The organism is Pseudomonas sp. AK106 (assembly GCF_053903055.1).
This window is the reverse complement of the sequence record NZ_CP096426.1, coordinates 2,705,605-2,722,319: the sequence shown is the minus strand read 5'-3', so window position 1 is coordinate 2,722,319 and position 16,715 is coordinate 2,705,605. Positions and strand designations below refer to the sequence as shown.

At 57.8% G+C, this 16,715-nt stretch carries 11 protein-coding genes; 4 read left to right on the top strand and 7 right to left on the bottom strand.

Annotated features, from left to right (window positions below; translation table 11 throughout):
* Positions 1-599: 599 nt before the first annotated feature.
* A protein-coding gene (locus tag M1E04_RS12240; RefSeq protein ID WP_456291595.1) for an IS3 family transposase occupies positions 600-1,783 on the top strand; the annotation gives its coding sequence in 2 pieces (ribosomal slippage) (positions 600-864 and positions 864-1,783; 1,185 coding nt in all).
* 24 nt (positions 1,784-1,807) lie between these two features.
* Here the strand turns inward: M1E04_RS12240 and M1E04_RS12235 are convergent.
* Positions 1,808-5,293, bottom strand: coding sequence for an indolepyruvate ferredoxin oxidoreductase family protein (locus M1E04_RS12235; RefSeq protein WP_456293086.1), 3,486 nt, complete (start codon positions 5,291-5,293; stop codon positions 1,808-1,810).
* Positions 5,294-5,504: 211 nt separating this feature from the next.
* Here M1E04_RS12235 and M1E04_RS12230 point away from each other — a divergent pair, with 211 nt between their 5' ends.
* From M1E04_RS12230 to M1E04_RS12220, 3 genes are all read left to right on the top strand, one after another.
* Positions 5,505-5,972: an Lrp/AsnC family transcriptional regulator gene (locus tag M1E04_RS12230; protein WP_065990584.1), complete on the top strand. Its 468-nt coding sequence runs from the start codon at positions 5,505-5,507 to the stop codon at positions 5,970-5,972.
* Positions 5,973-6,447: 475 nt separating this feature from the next.
* The gene (locus M1E04_RS12225) at positions 6,448-6,963 is read left to right on the top strand and encodes a DUF4880 domain-containing protein (protein WP_244656954.1); all 516 of its coding nucleotides are present in this window, start codon (positions 6,448-6,450) and stop codon (positions 6,961-6,963) included.
* Between the two features lie 156 nt (positions 6,964-7,119).
* Positions 7,120-8,262, top strand: a complete 1,143-nt coding sequence (locus M1E04_RS12220) for a M14 family metallopeptidase (RefSeq protein ID WP_456293085.1) — start codon at positions 7,120-7,122, stop codon at positions 8,260-8,262.
* A 92-nt stretch (positions 8,263-8,354) separates the two neighbouring features.
* Here M1E04_RS12220 and M1E04_RS12215 read toward each other — a convergent pair whose 3' ends face one another.
* From M1E04_RS12215 to M1E04_RS12190, 6 genes are all read right to left on the bottom strand, one after another.
* The gene (locus M1E04_RS12215) at positions 8,355-8,900 is read right to left on the bottom strand and encodes a cytochrome b (protein ID WP_410933522.1); all 546 of its coding nucleotides are present in this window, start codon (positions 8,898-8,900) and stop codon (positions 8,355-8,357) included.
* Positions 8,897-9,982, bottom strand: coding sequence for a catalase family peroxidase (locus M1E04_RS12210; RefSeq protein ID WP_456293084.1), 1,086 nt, complete (start codon positions 9,980-9,982; stop codon positions 8,897-8,899). Before M1E04_RS12210 ends, M1E04_RS12215 begins: the two co-directional genes overlap by 4 nt.
* Positions 9,983-10,565: 583 nt before the next feature.
* On the bottom strand, positions 10,566-11,414 hold the full coding sequence (locus tag M1E04_RS12205; protein ID WP_456293083.1) for an aminotransferase class IV: 849 nt from the start codon (positions 11,412-11,414) through the stop codon (positions 10,566-10,568).
* Between the two features lie 51 nt (positions 11,415-11,465).
* Positions 11,466-12,353: a phytanoyl-CoA dioxygenase family protein gene (locus M1E04_RS12200; RefSeq protein WP_456293082.1), complete on the bottom strand. Its 888-nt coding sequence runs from the start codon at positions 12,351-12,353 to the stop codon at positions 11,466-11,468.
* Between the two features lie 12 nt (positions 12,354-12,365).
* Positions 12,366-13,301, bottom strand: coding sequence for a hypothetical protein (locus tag M1E04_RS12195; protein WP_456293081.1), 936 nt, complete (start codon positions 13,299-13,301; stop codon positions 12,366-12,368).
* A gap of 37 nt (positions 13,302-13,338) precedes the next feature.
* Positions 13,339-16,713: an ATP-binding cassette domain-containing protein gene (locus M1E04_RS12190; protein ID WP_369319059.1), complete on the bottom strand. Its 3,375-nt coding sequence runs from the start codon at positions 16,711-16,713 to the stop codon at positions 13,339-13,341.
* Positions 16,714-16,715 lie beyond the last annotated feature (2 nt).

Genomic DNA, 16,715 nt, shown 5'->3' with positions numbered 1-16,715 from the left:
TCCTACTGTTGCACCGCGTGCAGCCAGTGAGATTGTGTGGGTTTCACCCACGCATAGCGTGGCATGCAATGAGATCGAGCGTGAACTCGAATGTAGGACCGGCTTCAGCCGGGAAAGCGTCGGTCGTCACGCCGCGAAATCGAGCGTGGCAATTCCGGCCTCTTCCCGGCTAAAGCCGGTCCTACTATTGCACCGCGTGCAGCCAGTGAGATTGTGTGGGTTTCACCCACGCATCGCGTGGCATGCAATGAGATCGAGCGTGAACTCGAATGTAGGACCGGCTTTAGCCGGGAAGACGTCAGGTGGCGCACCGCAAAATCGATGGCGTTCACAATGGCCCCTTCCCGGCTAAAGCCGGTCCTACTAAAACAATGCGTCAGTGAGATCGGGTGCGAACTCGAATTGTAGGACCGGCTTCAGCCGGGAAAGCGTCGGTCGTCACGCCGCGAAATCGAGCGTGTCAATACCGGCCTCTTCCCGGCTAAAGCCGGTCCTAAGCGATGCATCCAGTTCGATGAGAGGAGGCCTGACCGGCTGCAGTGGTCTAATTTCCCCGGACACCTCGATAAGTGGAAAATACATTTATCGAGGAGTTCTACATGACCAGAAAACGCAACAGGTTTGATGACAGCTACAAACTGGAAGTCGTAAAGATGGTCAGGGATCAGGGGCTGACCGTTCCGCAGGTTTGCCAGGACCAGAATCTCGGTGAGACGGCCGTACGACGGTGGATCCGCCAATACGACGCCGAGCAGTTGGGCCAGGCCGGGATAGGAAACCCGCTGACGGCTGAGCAACAGCGCATTCGGCAGCTGGAGCAGGAAAACCGGCAGCTCAAGATGGACAACGACATCCTAAAAAAGGCTACCGCCTTCTTTGCCCGCGAACTGAAGTGACGTATCGGCTTGTTCGGCAACTGCAACAGAAGGCTTATCCGGTGGCGCATGTCTGTCGTCTGCTGAACGTCAGTCGATCAGGTTTTTACGAGGCCCGTAAGCGTGCACAAGCACCTGTTCGGCTCAGTTGTCCCATTGTCGCGCAGCTCAAGGCATCGTTTGCCGTGAGCGACGGCTGCTCCGGCAGCCGCTCTTTAACCAAGGCTCTGCGGGCCAAGGGCATGGAAATAGGCCGCTATAAAGTCCGCCGCCTGATGCGAGCCCATGGTTTGCGCTCGGCGTGGAAACCTAAGTTTGTGCATACGACCGACAGCAAGCATGACCTGCCAATCGCTGAAAATGTGTTGAACCGTCAGTTTGAACCGCAGGCTGTGAATACCGCCTGGGTCGCCGACATTACCTACATAGGAACGCGCAGCGGCTGGCTCTATCTGGCCGTGGTGCTGGACTTGTTCTCGCGCAAGATCGTGGGTTGGGCGATGGCCCCAAACATGCCTGCAGAGCTGGTGTGCAGCGCGATGCAGATGGCCGTCGCGCAGCGTCAACCGCCGCCTGGCCTGATCGCTCACTCCGATCGCGGCAGCCAATATGCGAGCGCAATCTACAGATCGCTGCTGGCCAGGCACGGCATGCAGCAAAGCATGAGCCGTAAGGGCAACTGCTGGGACAATGCGGTGATGGAACGCTTCTTCCTGAGCCTGAAAATGGAGCGGGTATGGCGGCGCAATTACGCCAACCATGGCGAAGCGGTACGCGACATCACTCAATATATCGTTGGTTATTACAACAACGAGCGGCTGCACTCAAAACTGGGGTATCTGCCACCGACCGTTTACGAACGGACGGTGGCCTTGAAACAACCTATCGAGGTGTCCGGAATTAGTTGACCACTACAGGCCTCCTCCGTGTCTTTACGCCGCTACTTCATACAACTTCAGCACTTCAACCTCACCACTGACCAGGCTCTGGCGCATCCGTGCCGCCTGCAGTGCCGCCGCTTTCATCGCGCTTTCCTTGACGTGACCATAACCGCGAATCCGCTCCGGCAGGCGCGCCAGATTCAGCGCGGTGTGCCGATTGCCGGCACTCAGGTGGCCAAGGATCAGCTCGATGTCGCCCACATAAGCATCAATCAACTCGCGCTCCTGTCGACGCTCGATGCTGCGGCCGAACGGATCGAGCACCGTGCCACGCAAGAATTTGAAGCGAGCCAGCACGTCGAACGCCTTCAGCATCCACGGCCCGAAACTGCGTTTGCGCGGCACGCCGTTGTTCGGGTCACGCTTGGCGAGCCAAGACGGCGCCAGATGAAACTCGATGCGGTAATCGCCTTCGAACTGCGCTTGCAGCTGACGGGTGAAATCGCCGTTGCTGTACAGCCGCGCCACTTCGTACTCGTCCTTGTAGGCCAGCAGCTTGAAGTAGTTAAACGCCACCGCCTCGGTCAACGCAGGCGGCTGGCCCGGGAACAGCCGCGCTTCGGCCTCCCGCACACGGTTCACCAGCGTCAGGTACCGCTCGCTGAGCGCACCATTCTGATAGGCGATCAAACCGTGAACATTGCGCGTGACACGCTCCTCCAGGGTCAGGTGCTCAGGGTCCGGCGTTGGCTGGGTCTGCGGATTGGCGGCCGCTTGCACCGCCGGGAGGTCAAACGCGGCACGACGCCCCCACAGGAACGCTTGCTGGTTCAGATTGACCGCCACGCCGTTAAGCTCGATGGCCTTTTCGATGGCTGCAGAGGTCAACGGAATCAGTCCCAGCTGGAAGGCATAGCCCAGCATGAAGAGGTTGCTGGCGATACTGTCACCCATCAGTTTGGTCGCCAGATCCGTCGCTTGCACGAAATGCGTTTTATCAGCGCCGACGGCTTCGCGGATGGTCTGCATCATCGCTTCGGCCGGAAATTCAGCGTCGGGATTGCGGGTGAATTCAGCCGTTGGCGTCTGCTGGCTATTGATCACCGCATGGCTTTTCGCGCTGTTGAGCTTGGCGATGGCATCAGGGCCCGACGCCACCAGCAGGTCACAACCCAGCAGCAGATGCGCCTCACCAGCGGCAATGCGCACGGCGAACAGATCTTCCTGCCGCGCGGCGATGCGAATGTGACTGACCACCGGCCCAAACTTCTGCGCCAGGCCGGCCTGGTCGAGGACGCTGCAGCCCTTGCCTTCCAGATTGGCCGCGTAACCCAGCATCGCGCCGACAGTGGTCACGCCCGTTCCGCCCACACCCGGCAGCAGAATGTTGTATGGCTGAGCGAGGCTCGGCAGCGTCGGCTGCGGCAGCTCCGCGAAGGCCTGGGCCTGCTTGGGCAACTGTGGCTTGCGCAGTTTGCCGCCGTGCACCGTCACGAAGCTGGGGCAAAAGCCCTCGACGCAGCTGAAATCCTTGTTGCACGCGCTCTGATCGATTTCGCGCTTGCGCCCTTCCGGTGTTTCCTTCGGCAGCACCGACAGGCAACCCGATTTGACGCCGCAATCGCCACAGCCTTCGCACACGGCCGGGTTGATAATGGCGCGTTTGTCCAGATCGACCATCGTGCCGCGTTTGCGGCGACGGCGTTTTTCCGTGGCGCAGGTCTGGTCGTAGATGATCACCGACACGCCCTTGAACTCACGCAGTTCGCGCTGCACGGCGTCCAGGTCGCTGCGGTGGTGGAAGGTGGTGATCGGTGCAAACTGCTCGCGGCTCGGGTATTTCTCCGGCTCATCCGAGACCAGCGCAATGCGCTGAACGCCTTCGTTGAACACCTGCCGGCTGAGCTGATCCACCCGCAACACGCCATCGATGGGCTGGCCACCGGTCATGGCGACGGCGTCGTTATAGAGAATCTTGTAGGTGATATTGACCTTCGACGCGACGGCCGCCCGCAGCGCCAGGTGCCCGGAGTGGAAGTACGTGCCGTCGCCAAGGTTCTGGAACACGTGGGGCGTTTCAGTGAAAGGCGCCTGGCCTATCCAGGTCACGCCCTCACCGCCCATCTGGGTGAACGTCTCGGTTTCCCGGTCCATCCAGATGGTCATGTAATGGCAGCCGATACCGGCCAGGGCGCGACTGCCCACGGGTACGCGGGTCGAGGTGTTGTGGGGGCAGCCGGAGCAGAAATGCGGGGTGCGCTGGGTGTTGAACAGCGGCGCGGCGAGGGCTTTTTCCTTGTCGGCCAGAAACTGCAGGCGTGCCTCGATTTTCGGGCTGCTGTAGATCGGCGCAAGGCGTTTGGCGATGACGCGGGCGATCATTGCCGGCGTCAGTTCAGCCAGGTTGGGCAACAGCGAGCGGCCTTCTTCATCGAACTCACCGACCACGCGAGGGCGCTGATCCACCGGCCAGTTGTACAGCTGACCGGTGAGCTGATCCTCGATCACGCTGCGTTTTTCCTCGACCACCAGGATTTCGTCCAGCCCTTCCGCGAAGCCGTGCACTGACACCGGTTCCAGCGGCCAGCTCATGCCGACCTTGAGCACGCGAATCCCCACCGAGGCGCAGAGGTCTTCGTCGATGCCCAGCTCTTCCAGGGCCTGACGTACGTCGAGGTACGACTTGCCGGTGGTGATGATGCCCAGCCGCGGCTGCGGCGAATCAATGACCACTTTGTTGAGGTGGTTGGCACGGGCGAACGCACGGGCGGCGTAGATTTTGTAGGTATTGAGCCGCGCCTCTTGAGCCAGCGGCGAGTCGGGCCAGCGAATGTGCAGGCCGCCTTCGGGAATCTGGAAGTCTTCGGGAATCTGGGTCTGGATGCGCAGCGGATCGACTTCGACCACGGCCGACGAATCGACGTTTTCGGCGATGGTTTTCATCGCCACCCAGCAACCGCTGTAGCGCGACAGCTCCCAGCCGATGATGCCGTAGTCGAGGATTTCCTGGACGTTGCTGGGGTTGAGCACCGGGATCATCGAGGCGATGAACGCGTGTTCACTCTGGTGCGCGATGGTCGACGATTTGCAGCCATGGTCGTCGCCAGCGAGGATCAGCACGCCACCCTTTTCGGCGACGCCGGCCGAGTTGCCGTGCTTGAACACGTCGCCGCAGCGGTCAACGCCCGGGCCCTTGCCGTACCAGAGGGCGAAGACGCCATCGTACTTGCCGTGGGGGAACAGATTGACTTGCTGACTGCCCCAGACCGCCGTCGCGGCGAGCTCTTCGTTGACGCCCGGCTGGAAATGAATGGCGTTCTGCTGGAGATAATCCTTGGCGTCCCAGAGGCTCTTGTCGAGGTTGCCCAACGGCGAGCCGCGATAGCCCGAGATAAACCCGGCGGTGTTGAGCCCGCGGGCTTCATCGCGCTGCTTCTGCAGCATCGGCAGGCGGGTCAGCGCCTGGGTTCCGGTCAGGTACAGATTGCCGGTTGCGAGTCGGTACTTATCGTCCAGACGAATATCAGCCAGGGACATTCAGGCACTCCTTTGTTTTTATTAGTGCGTTTTGAATGCGGCGCCAGTGGCGTGTGCAGCCTTGCCAGCGCCTCGCCGTCAGGACGGTTCAGCCCGACGGTCACAGACAAAATACTGCCTGCGCGGCAGAGGCTTTTTCTTCCTAAATCGACGCGAATCTGCTCATATCGTGCATGCCCGTTCCCGTTCAAGAATAAAAAAGGGTCAATTCATGCAGGTCAAGCTCAGCCCCATCGATCGCAAGATCCTCCGTCTGTTGCAGCACGACGCCAATCTGTCCGCCGCCGAGATCGCCGAGCGCGTCGAACTCTCGCAATCGCCCTGCTGGCGGCGCATCAATCGTCTGGAAGAAGAAGGCATCATCGAGCGTAAAGTCGCCCTGCTCAACCCGGCCAAACTCGGGCTGACCATGACCGTGTTCGTCGACGTCAAGCTGTCCGGGCACGGGCGCAAGTACCTGACGGAGTTCGAGGAGGCGATCACCGGGTTTCGAGAGGTGCTGGAGTGCTACACGATGGCCGGCGACATGGATTTCCTGCTCAAGGTGGTGGTGCAGGACATCGCCAGCTACGAGCGTTTTCTGCGCGACCACCTGCTGCAAAGCCCCCATGTGCAGGAAGCGCATTCGAACATCGCGATGAGTGTGGTGAAGCGTACGACAGAACTGCCGATCGACTGAGCTGCCGATTGACTGAGGCGCAGGCAACGAGCGCCCACGCAGAAAAACTCTTTTCACCGGGGCGCGAAAAAAGCATTGACTCTCAAATGGGAATGATTATTATTGAGCGCAACCAGTCGCGAGACTGGCTGGTAACCCAGAAGCCTTAGGTCGGCTTCCGGATTATCTCCTCATCAGGCTAATCACGGTTTTTGACCCGGCTTATAGCCGGGTCTTTTTTTTATGCCCTTTTCGGGTCTGGGTTCGGTCGGGTGTTGCGTCTTCAGGCTAATGAAGAGGGTTCGACAGTGATCTGTCTTTTCGATGGCGCGCATCATAGCAAATGGAGCGAGCAATGCACCGTTGCCGCTGTCAAAAACTGACACATTCAGTAAAAAACACCCGTTAAAGATCCGAACGCACTCCCGTTGTTTTCCGCGACCGCCGCTATTCAAACAGTGAGCAATACGCCATGACTCAGCCGTTCGATTCGTTGATGACCGCCTCCACCGTGCCGCCTGCCCTGGGCGCGAGGGCTGAAACCGACCTGTACCGACGCCGTCTTCAGCGGTTGCCGCGCAGGGTTCAGCAGGTGTTTCTGCTGAGCCGCCTCGACGACTTTTCCTACACCGACATCGCCCAACTGCTTGATATCGACGCCACCGCCGTCGAACGCTGCATGACCGCAGCGCTCGAACGTTGTGTCAGCGAATCCGCCGAACATGACCCGGCCCGAGCCATTTTGCTTCAGGCCCTGCGCTGGTACGTGCACCTGCAAAGCCCCCAGGCCACCGCCAGTCAGCGCATCGAATTCCGTCACTGGCTCGACGCCGATCCCCGACACCTGGCAGCCTTTCAAAACAGTGAGCAGTTCTGGCGCACGCTTCATGCACCCGCTGCGATTCTGGGCGCCAGTGGCTGGCATCGGCGCAAACCCCGCGCCTATGTCGGCTGGTTGCTGATGACGGTGCTGCTGTGCGGTCTGCTGGTGACTGCCGAGGCGTACAGCTGAGTCAGGCTCCGACCCTTTGGCGAACGATTCTGTCGCCGTGCCCCCGCTGGTTGCGTGTAAAGTAATTGTCATAACAGCCCAGTGAGGGAATCAGGCGCGGCCTGCATTACCTCCCGATGGCCCCGTAATGGCAGATCATGCAATCAGGACGCTCCCGTGACTCAAACCGCCCTTAATATCTCCGCCGATTTCGACAGCGGCAACATCGTCGTGCTCGACGCCAGCAACCCGAAAGCGGTGCAACTGGCGATTCGCCCTGACACCAAGAGCGCGCACTTCCAGTGGTTCCATTTCAAGGTCGACGGCCTGCAGATCGGCGAGCCCCACGGTTTCAGCCTGACCAATGCTGGCGAGTCGAGCTACAACGGCGCCTGGACCGGCTATAACGCGGTCGCCTCCTACGATCAGAAAACCTGGTTCCGCGTGCCGAGCCAGTTCGACGGCCGTGCGCTGAACTTCGAGCTGACGCCCAGCGAATCCCAGGTGTGGTTTGCCTACTTCGAACCCTACAGCCGCGAGCGCCACGACTGGCTGGTGAATGAAGCGCTGGACAAGGCCGGCACCGAGCTGCTGGCCACCGGCAAGAGCGTCGAAGGCCGGGACATCCCGCTGCTGCGCAAGGGCGACGGCGCGGCGGGCAAGCGCAACATCTGGATCATTGCGCAACAGCACCCCGGCGAGCACATGGCCGAGTGGTTCATGGAAGGCATTATCGACCGGCTGCAGGAAGACGACCCTGAACTGCAGGCGTTGCTGGCGTCGGCGAACCTGTACCTGGTGCCGCACATGAACCCGGACGGCTCATTCCACGGCCATCTGCGCACCAACGCTCAAGGCAAGGACCTCAACCGCGCCTGGCAGGACACGACCCCCGAGCTCAGCCCGGAAGTGTGCTTCGTCAAAACCCAGATGGAAAAATACGGCGTGGACATGTTCCTCGACGTCCACGGCGATGAAGAAATTCCCTATGTCTTCACCGCCGCCTGCGAAGGCAATCCGGGGTACACCGACCAGCAAGCCCGATTGGAAGCGGATTTCCGCGCCCGGTTGGGCGGCTTGACCCGGGACTTCCAGAGCAAATACGGCTATCCGAAATCGGCGCCGGGCCAGGCCAACATGAACCTGGCGTGCAACAGCGTCGGTGAGCGTTACAAGTGCCTGTCGCTGACGCTGGAAATGCCGTTCAAAGACAACGATGACGCACCGGATGTCATCACCGGCTGGTCGGGCCAGCGCTCGAAACAGCTCGCCCGCGATGTGCTGACCACGCTGGGGCAGATGGTGTCAGTGCTGCGCTGAGGCGTGAGCTGACTTTTATTACGGTCCAGAAACGCCATCGCCAGCGGGTTCGCGCCTGCTGGCGATGGCGTCAATCGCGGTGACGACAGGCATCAATCCCGCGATTTCCCCCTCAGCATGCTGTCCAGCACCTCATCCCTCCTCACCCAGCCGTGAAACAGTGCGGCAGCCAGATGCGCGAGAATCGTCAGGAAGAACAGGTACGCCAGGTAGGCGTGGGCCTTGCGCAGCAGCGCGAAGGTGTCCGGGTTGGCGGCAACGATGGACGGCAGCCGTACTGAACTGCCGAGCATGACCGGATCCCCGGCGGCGGAAATCATCGCCCAGCCAATCAGCGGCATCGCCAGCATCAGCGCATACAGCACGTAATGCGACAGCTTCGCCGCCAGCGCCTGCACGGCCGGCAAGTCAGCCGGTAACGGCGGCGTCACCGTGGTCACACGCACAATGATCCTGACGATGACCAGCAGCAGAATCGCAATGCCCAAAGGCTTATGCAGGTTCAGCAGCCATTCATGGCGCTCGGACACCGACGCGACCATGCCGGCGCCGATGAACAGCATGGCGATGACCATCAGCGCCATCACCCAGTGCAGCAGGCGCGCCAGTGGGGCGAAATGCTTGACGGGCGTGCTCATGGCTGTTTCTCCAGGGCGGGTTCGGCTTTCAACTGATCGACTTCACTGGTGCGGCGCATGTAGGACGCGGCGTAGGCCGCCGATCGCGCGGCGAGCAACGGGTCATCCGAGCCTTCGATGCCACTGGGCAAAATCAGCGGGTCGTAATTGATGTCGCGGCAGTCGCCGTTCAACTGCGAGCTGTCGGCGTTGACCACCAAGGTCCCGGCTTCCACTGTCTTGTGCTCGCCGGACCAGGCTTTGGATGCGTCGTTGGTCGGGTCCTGGGGGTTGGCCAGGGTCAGCACCAGCTTCCAGCGTTGTGGCCCGCTCGCCAGTCTTTCGTTGAGGTCCTTGTCCAGGTACTCCTTGGTATCCGGCGCCGGTGCCGCATCGGTCGCCTCCGGCACCAGACTCCAGCGCACCGGCTGACGCTTGCCATCGGCGTTCACCAGCACGAAGGCGTTGACGCTGTTGTAGGTCTCGGTGACGAAACTGGCCGACGGCTTGGCGGTCTTGACCCACGCCAGAAACGGCTGGGCTTCCGGGTGCGCGGCGAAGAACGCCGGGGGTTTCGCCGGGTCGGGCTTGCCGGTCTTGGGGTCAGGTCCGGTGGCGATTTGCAGATCGATGAAGGCCTCAGGCGTGCCGACCGGGAACACCGGCATGCTGTTCATGCCCGTGCGCCATTGCTGGCCGTTGGGCTGGGTGAACTGCAAGGCGAAACTGCGCAATGGCGCGGCGCTGTCGGGGGAATACGGATTGCCCGTGGGCACGGCCAGGCGGCCGATCACCGGGGTGCGCCCGCTGGCGAAGACTTCGGCTTTGGAGAGGCTGGCAGCGGCGCCGTTGCTCTCGAACACGCCGGCGACGCAGATGCCTTTCGGGTGGTTGCGACGGTAACCGGGATGCACACCGTTGTTGCGTTCGAAGACGTCAACCACCCGCGCCGGTGTCAGTCGCTGTGGGTCGAGGCTGCCATTGACGTAGGCAAACGCGCCGGCGGCGATCAGCACGATCAGGCCAATGCCGGCCAGACGCGCCAGTTTTTCGGGATTACTCAGCGGGGGCTTACGGGGATACGGTGGCTCACGGTCAATCATCGATAACACTCCGGGCTTCTAGCCTCTGGGGACAGCGGATGGTGTAGGACGAGCGCCTCATTGCTCTCCATTGTTTATAGGCAAGTTCTTGGCATCTATCGACGCCAGCGCCTTTTTTCTCAGTACCTCGGTATACCGGTGTGACGGCGGTTTCAGTTCGGTCCGCGTACCGGAAAGCTCTATTACCTCGATCCTGGTCCTACAAAATGAGCAAGGGACGCGCTACCGTTGGATCACAAACGGGAAGGATATTTTGAGCAAGATATAGCGAGCGCTCGGGGCAATGGCCCCACAGGCTAATGGGTGGAATAGTTCGAGAACATTACACTCGAAGTAGCTGAATCAAGCATTTAACAGCATCACCTAATTGCCGATGACACGGTGATCAAACGCCCACGCTGGTACTGAGTCAATCGCCAGCGATACCGGTTTCGACCCAAGTGCGCTACCCACCTGAACGTGGCTTTATTGAGGGGCAGGGCGAAAATATTTCTCTTGAGGGAGACCCCTGAATTCGAGCATACGTGTAAGTCCTCGATATTTGGCGCCCGATAGAAAAGGTTGAATAGGCTCCCCCAGCCGGTTAGCACGAGGCGCGCAGCACGTTTTTTTTGTATTCAGCGACCAGCCATGCGACGCATGTGCTCTTTTCATAAACGACGTCATCAATTTGGCTAACCTCGTTGATTTCCATGGCGGTGCCACATAGAAAGGCGCTGTCAAAGTGGCCCAGTTCCGAGCAGGAGATATCGCGTTGCACAACCTGCAAACCCAGTGCGGGAGACAGTTCTTCGATGATGACGCGACGGGTAATACCTGCCAAGGCCATTTCGGTGGTTGGCGTAATGAGTTGGTTTCCCTTCACAAAAAAGATGTTGGATCCACTCGACTCGCAGACGGTGTCAGTCGTCGAAAGGAACAGCACATCGTCGAATGCGTCACTTTTGTCACGAAAGCTCAAGAAGCTGAGCGCATACGTGGACGAGTTCTTCGCCTGATAGGGGTGACAGTGAGCGGGAGCTCGGCGCCAATTGGCAATCGTCAGACGGTAAGGTGTGGTGGCGGACTTGGGGGCGAATGGCAGGACAAATATCACCACTTTGGTGCGACAGCCACGCCCCATGAAGCTCACGTCGGCGTTGTCATAGAACACGACGATTTTGATATAAGCGTCTACAAGTTCGTTGCGCACCAGAAGTTCATTGCAAACGTCGGTCAGCGTGGCGTTACTGTAGCGCAACTCGTGTTTAAACAACTGCGCCGACTGTTGCAGTCGTTGCAGATGTTCCTCGCATTTGAAAATGTCTGCGCCGTAACTGCGCATGCCCTCGTACACCGATGAGGCATAAGAAAGCGAGTGAGTGTCGGGCGAAAAAGTCATCTGATCCGCCTGGAAGTATTGGCCGTCCAGCCACGCGATCGCCGTAGTCATGGTCCATTCCCTCGTTGATGATTAACGTAGTCTTTATGGCAGCGCGGGGATTCAGTGAGTGACGACTTCACGTGCAGTCAGTGCGTTGTAGAACTCGCCCTTGACCAAGCCTTCGCCTTCGTAACTGTTCGGACGTCCACCTTGAAGCTCAAGTTCTCTGAGGATGGACTCGTAGTCGTCAACGGGGAGAATCCTGAAGTCCATGCTCACGCGCGTCATGTTCTCAGTGTTCTCTGCGGTCCCGTGTAATACCCGAGGATCGAACATCAGACACTGGCCATAACGAAGGTTGACTGGCATTGCGTCCGTCTGAAGAGCTGAGATCAATTGTGGCCGTTGCTTTGCATAATCGAAAAAAGCGACCCGGCTGTCCTTATATTCGTCGTAGCTGTATTCCTGCGTTTGGGCGAAAGATTTCAGGGTGCGGATGCTGGCGTGCTTGGAGCAAACGCTGAGTGCCGCGGTATTCTTGACGTCGCAAAATGGCAACCACATGTTGATTTGCTGGAAGTAGTCACCCAACAGGGTGTCCGAGTGGTGGGTGAATAATTCACCGTCCGGAAGCCTGTAACGATCATCCAGTTTTCCGGGGATGTGGTACCGAACTAACGGGTTATGTTCGAACACGAAATCGAAACCCAGGTGTTGGCTAAGCCAATTAACAAATTTATAGTACGCTTCGATCATGGGCGCACCCAGTGTTTGTAGTGGGTCATGCCAATGGCCGGAGTCCTCCAGGTGCTGAACGATTTGTTCCCGACTAAGGCATTCATGAATCTTGTTCAGCAAAAAATCATTCCTGAGATTGTAGACATCGACCAGCGTCTGCTGAAGTGTGCCGGACAGGTCAAAGTTCGACGTTGGATAATCCAGTATCGTGATGCCATTCTCTATGACATGTTCGCTATCGAGCTGCCGACCTATATCGAAAAAAGACATAATAACTCCTTGTTAGCTGTCTCTCTTGGTTGAAAAATCATGCATTTTTTTTTGCTGACTTGTTCTGATGGGGATTAGCCAGTTTTCCAGGTTGACCACCCGGTTGGAACCCATACGTTTTTTTATATCAATGGCGCCGCGACCCAGACAACTGATTTTATATCCCAATTCGTCAGCCACTCGGTACAGCTGGTAGTAATCGCTGACATACAAGTTAATCCCCTGCGGCACATGGCTTCGATTTTGACCTTGCACCAATTGGGAAAAAACATTGGATCGCTCATCCGCGTAGCTTAGGGAGCCATAGACAGGCACATTGCTCACTTTTTCGTAGTTTATTTTTATGTAGTATTTTGAACCTTCTGTCGAGCGTGCCAACGCCTGCATCGCCTCGAGGGAGTATAAATTCCTGACGTGCTGATATTTTTCCACGTTGAACGACTGCAGCGTTGAAAAAACCTTCAGTACGTTGCTGTCTTCAAGCAACTCGCTAAGGCGATACACTTGCGTATGGCAAAATTCCTCAGCCCTCCGGGTCAGGCGTACCATTTCTTTATACGACTTTCTGCCCATAGTCGCGAGCAGGCAATCGTCAAGTTTCCCCTCAACGCGCAGATACGCGACTTGCATGAAGGGCACCGGAATGATGTCTGTTTCGTATTGCTGGCGCAGCGATCTGCCGGTCTTTTCCAAGGAGGGTACCAATAGCCAGTCGGCGGTATGTGCGTCTTGTATCAATCGGTTCAAGAACTCCGGCTCTGGCTGCGCGGTGACCGGCAGGTAAAAAAAACCGGGCGCCACATAGGCCTGTTCCTGATGCAGGGCGCTATGCTGATCCGCCGTCCCTTTAAGCGTTGCTTCCCAGTGGGCAATCTCGCTCAAGGGCAGTTGTGGGTGAGAGACGCCATAACTGATACAAAATGCATCCCGCTGCGCGTGCAGCTCCATAGTAACGATCCTTATCTAACGGCTTGTGGGGATGTGCTTATGCTATGTTTTCAACCATGCGCTTTTCATGGTTGAAATTGAAGTTCTTGTTTCCCAGCATGGAAAGTTCAGGGTTGTGCGTGATGATGAAAAATAAGGTTTGCGGCAGCGCAGTAATCACTTTCTTGATGAGTTGCAGTTCTTCGGTATTGCTTAGCTCCGATGTCGCCTCGTCGAGAATGGCAATGGTCGGGGTATTGATAGTCAGGTCAAGCAGCGCGAGTCGCTGAAGTTCCGACTTGCTCAGATGTATTTCACCACTCCAGGGAACCTGTTGATTGAAACCATCCGGCAAGCGCTCGATAATATCCGAAAGTCCAAGATACGCCACTCTCTGATCGAGCGCTTCACGTGACGGGCTATTGAAGTGTTCGACCAACAATCCCGGTTTGAATATCGGACTGGATGTCAGTAACTGCACCTCTTCGGTATGTTGTCGTGCCAGATACCCATCAGTGCCACCCAGTGTAGAGACCTCCCCCAGACTTGGCAGCAAGCTGCCCACCACAAGATTGGCAAAGGTTGACTTACCAACGCCGCTCGCCCCCGTGATCACAACCACATCATGCTTCTGAAATACCTGGTCGAATTGTTCGAGCACCGTTGTTCCGCTGCGCGGGTTAATAAAAGTGACGTTTGAAAACGACACCAGTGGCGCTTTTTTACCAGCCTGTTGGCGTTTTGGCGCTGTCGCCGGGAAGGCGCCAACCACCAGGCGATCGGCACTGTCGAGGACTTGCCGCAGTTCCACCGCACATCTGCCCAAGCGGGCAAAAATCGCAATCAGGCTGTAGGAGAGACTCACTGCCAGCACGTTAGCAATGGTGGTTGTGCCGGTGGTGTGAAAGTAAATCGTTGCAACCACGATACCGGACAGGAAAAAAAAACCCATCAGGTCCAGTTTGTAGCTGTACCAGCGCCGCGTTGCGGCGTTGTCCAAGGAAGCGAATGCCCGAGCGGACAGGCTGGCGCTCAACCAGGCGAGAATACTTGAGTTGCTCATGCTGCTTTCAAATCGGCCGCCATCCCAGTTCAGCGCTTGAACGCGTGAAAACAACACGGAGGTCGCGTCGATTTCCCGGATATTTGACCTTTCCAGCAACTCGCCGGAGCGTCTTGCCCCCCGCCAGTAACAAAGGCCGATTAGCGTCAACGGGAACAGTACGTAGATGCTGTTGAGGACGACGTAGCCCGTGGTAATGAAAAGCAAGGTTGCTGCGCTGATGGTTTCCAGTAACAGGACGGGCAACACTTCATCGACGCGCCGCTGGTCCCATGTCAACTTGTTTTGGCTGTCACGATTGATTTCCTGGCTCAGGCACTCATCCAGGCTAGGGTTCATAAGATGAGAAAAGTAGCGGATGCATTGTGCTGACGCCGCCTCAATACCTTTCCTGACCGTCATTAACGCACCGAAAATTGACAGTAATGCACTCGCAACTAAAACGCCGGACAGTCCGATCAACGATGCCTGCAGGTGAGTGCTCAGATGACCGCTGGCGATAAGGTAGTCGCCGGCAATGGTCAACACTTCCTTGAGCGCCAGCAAGGTGAAGGCAATCAGCGTAGTGATCCCGATACCAAAACCAATAAGGCTGCTCATCATTGACGTGGAGCTGACGTGAGGCTGCTCTGTCGGGTCGTTTGCCGTCGAGCTATTTGCCTGCGTCGCCGAACAGACAGAAACAGGAATTTCAGTCGATGCGGCGGCAAGTCGAGAGCACGGGGCCCCATGAGGGATTTGCACGCCCGTGATCATGCCGTCAGAGACAGTCCAGACTTCCTCGGCGGCGTATTTCTCTTCGGGTTTGTCCGTGACGAACATCACATTGGTGTCGCGCCACGGGCCTTGCAGCAGTGAACTCAACAATCCCGCAGCTAGCGCTTCGTCTAGCCCTGAGGTTGGCTGATCAATGTAGATCCAGTCTGGATGTGCCACCAAAGCTCGGACCAGTTCGATGCGTTTCCCCTGACCTCTCGAAACGTCCCAATGGGTATTCCTGCCATGGCTCCGTTCATTGAGGTAATCGAGGTAAAACTGCTCGGGCAAGCGTGCAAAGGCGATGGCGTTTCGTACTTCTTCGTCTGATAAGTCCCGGCGATACAGGCTCAAGTTTTCGCCAAGACCTCCGCCAAATATCCACGGCTCGTCCGGAATGAAGATTGCCTGGCCGGAAACCTCTGGAAAACGTTGCGCATATCTCCTCAGCACAGACGTCTTGCCACTGCCTGCGGCACCGACGATAGCGATATGTTTCGCCGTGGTGGAAGGCATGGTTGGCATTTCGGGAGGGGGTGTACCGGGCTCACTGCCATCAAGGTACTGCTCTATATGCCTGTGACCGACAAACCCTTGAGAGATGCTTTGCACAATGTCCGGGATGATATTGGCGACCGATCTTAGTCCACCGATCAGTGCGATGGCCGCAAGCACCCCTGGCGCATCGACGTGGCCCAGGTAGACCAGTTGCAACAGTGCCGAGCTCAACAGCGCGGCGATAGGCGTCATTGTCGAGATCAGGCTAATCCCTGCCACCAGACGGGCAGCATGTTTTAGCGAGGCTTCTTCAAGGTTTCGTTTGGCGGCATAGTCCCGAATGAGGTCGGCATTCCAGTTTTTCAGCCAGACCTGGCGCCGATTTTTTGTTGCGAATGCCCCTATTTCTATGCGCTGAGTGGAGTTCAACGACAGCTGTTCATAGGTCATGCTCAATCGCTGGGCAATCCAGAAAACGGTCAGTGAACTGCCGGCAATCACGGCCAACGCGGCCACTGCACTGACACCCAAGGCAAAAAAGAAAAACGTGGACGTGAAGATGACCGTTGCGAGCGCGAGGATGATCGTCACCAATCCTGACCATGATGATTCGACACGTGCCGCTTCACGATCAAACAACGTAGTAAGGCTGAGTGGGAAAGCGTCGTTCTGTGCGGCAGTCCTTTTTACTAAAATCCGTTGTTCCACATAAGAACGGCTGCCGACACCGACCAGCTCAGCCAGAAAGAATGTGTGGTTGAGTGCCAGCCAGGCGCAGTAAGTCAGCGCCAGGCAGGTGGCGCCCTGCGTGATGTTCGAAAGAGCCGGCGAGTCACTCTGCATGAGTTGCGTCAGCAGTGATTTGAGGGTGATTGCGGCGCCAAACGCCGCCGCGGTATGCACCCCGATCGCCAACAGTGCCAACATCACTTCCCGTTTGAGGGCTGCAAAAATCCTGGTATGCAGCCGTCCTTTTCTGCTTCCCCGCGCGTCATGTATGACCGCCTTGCACCAGCGTTGCCAGCGGTGAGCGTGAACGGAATGTGCACCTCGATTTAGTTCAGGCTCAGGTGTCCGAAACCACAGGATCGTCTTCAGGATTTCTGCAATCTTCATGA

Bases quoted from the DNA above. Each gene is read 5' to 3' on its own strand.
- M1E04_RS12235 (WP_456293086.1), bottom strand. From the start codon at position 5,293: ATGTCCCTGGCTGATATTCGTCTGGACGATAAGTACCGACTCGCAACC.
- M1E04_RS12230 (WP_065990584.1), top strand. From the start codon at position 5,505: ATGCAGGTCAAGCTCAGCCCCATCGATCGCAAGATCCTCCGTCTGTTG.
- M1E04_RS12225 (WP_244656954.1), top strand. From the start codon at position 6,448: ATGACCGCCTCCACCGTGCCGCCTGCCCTGGGCGCGAGGGCTGAAACC.
- M1E04_RS12215 (WP_410933522.1), bottom strand. From the start codon at position 8,900: ATGAGCACGCCCGTCAAGCATTTCGCCCCACTGGCGCGCCTGCTGCAC.
- M1E04_RS12210 (WP_456293084.1), bottom strand. From the start codon at position 9,982: ATGATTGACCGTGAGCCACCGTATCCCCGTAAGCCCCCGCTGAGTAAT.
- M1E04_RS12205 (WP_456293083.1), bottom strand. From the start codon at position 11,414: ATGACTACGGCGATCGCGTGGCTGGACGGCCAATACTTCCAGGCGGAT.
- M1E04_RS12200 (WP_456293082.1), bottom strand. From the start codon at position 12,353: ATGTCTTTTTTCGATATAGGTCGGCAGCTCGATAGCGAACATGTCATA.
- M1E04_RS12195 (WP_456293081.1), bottom strand. From the start codon at position 13,301: ATGGAGCTGCACGCGCAGCGGGATGCATTTTGTATCAGTTATGGCGTC.
- M1E04_RS12190 (WP_369319059.1), bottom strand. From the start codon at position 16,713: ATGAAGATTGCAGAAATCCTGAAGACGATCCTGTGGTTTCGGACACCT.